The 1,096-nt window shown below is 62.2% G+C and carries 1 protein-coding gene and 1 pseudogene; one reads left to right on the forward strand and one right to left on the reverse strand.

From position 1 onward, the window contains the following. Nucleotides 1-819: pseudogene (locus U5798_RS36840) on the reverse strand (hemagglutinin); the annotation flags it as partial. Nucleotides 820-880: 61 nt separating this feature from the next. On the opposite strand from U5798_RS36840, the gene U5798_RS36845 reads away from it, so the two are divergent. Then, a partial coding sequence (locus tag U5798_RS36845; protein ID WP_322084875.1) for a hypothetical protein occupies nt 881-1,096 on the forward strand: 216 nt, incomplete at its 3' end.

The raw sequence follows: 1,096 nt of genomic DNA on the forward strand, positions 1-1,096 counted from the left end.
TGTCGACAGGGAACTCACACCGCTTTGTGCGGTGCTGATACCGACCGCGGCCGAGGTCGACAGGCTCGCCACGTTGCTGTTCGTCGTATTCACGCTGGTCGACAACGAGCCCACGTCTGTCGACTCCTGAGTCGACAGCGCACCGACGGTGCTGTTAGTCGTGGCCAGGCCCGTCGACAGGGAGGTCACACCGCTTTGCGCCGTGCTGATACCGACCGCAGCCGAGGTCGACAGACTTGTCACGTTGCTGTTCGTGACGTTCAGACCCGTCGACAACGAGCTGACGTTGCCGTTGGTCGTATTCAGGCTGGTCGACAATGAGCCCACGTCTGTCGACTCCTGCGTCGACAGCGCACCGAGGGTGCTGTTGGTGGTGTTCAGGCCCGTAGACAGGGAGCTCACGCCGCTTTGCGCGGTGCTGATACCGGCCGCGGCCGACGTCGACAGACTCGCCACGTTGCTGTTGGTGGTATTCACGCTAGTCGACAGCGATCCGACGTCGGTCGATTCCTGGGTCGACAGTGCACCGAGGGTGCTGTTGGTCGTGGTCAGGCTCGTCGACAGGGAGCTCACGCCGCTTTGTGCGGTGCTGATGCCGGCCGCAGCCGAGGTCGACAGGCTTGCCACGTTACTGTTGGTGGTATTCACGCTGGTCGACAGTGATCCGACGTCGGTCGATTCCTGCGTCGACAGTGCACCAAGGGTGCTGTTAGTCGTGGTCAGGCTCGTCGACAGGGAGGTCACGCCGCTTTGCGCCGTGCTGATGCCGGCCGCGGCCGACGTCGACAGGCTCATCACGTTGCTGTTTGTCGTATTCACGCTGGTCGACAACGAGCCCACATCGGTCGACTCCTGAGTCGATAGTGCACCGAGGGAGCTGTTGGTCGTTGTCAGGCTCGTCGACAGGGAGGTCACACCGCTTTGTGCCGTGCTGATGCCAGCCGCAGTCGAGGTCGACAGGCTCGTCACGTTGCTGTTCGTCGTATTCAAGCTGGTCGACAACGATCCGACGTCGGTCGATTCCTGGGTCGACAATGCACCGAGGGTGCTGTTGGTCGTGGTCAGGCTTGTCGACAGGGAGGTCACACCGCTTTGC

The sequence above is a fragment of the Burkholderia sp. BCC1972 genome, assembly GCF_905339605.1.
In the GTDB taxonomy this organism is placed as follows: Bacteria; Pseudomonadota; Gammaproteobacteria; order Burkholderiales; family Burkholderiaceae; genus Burkholderia.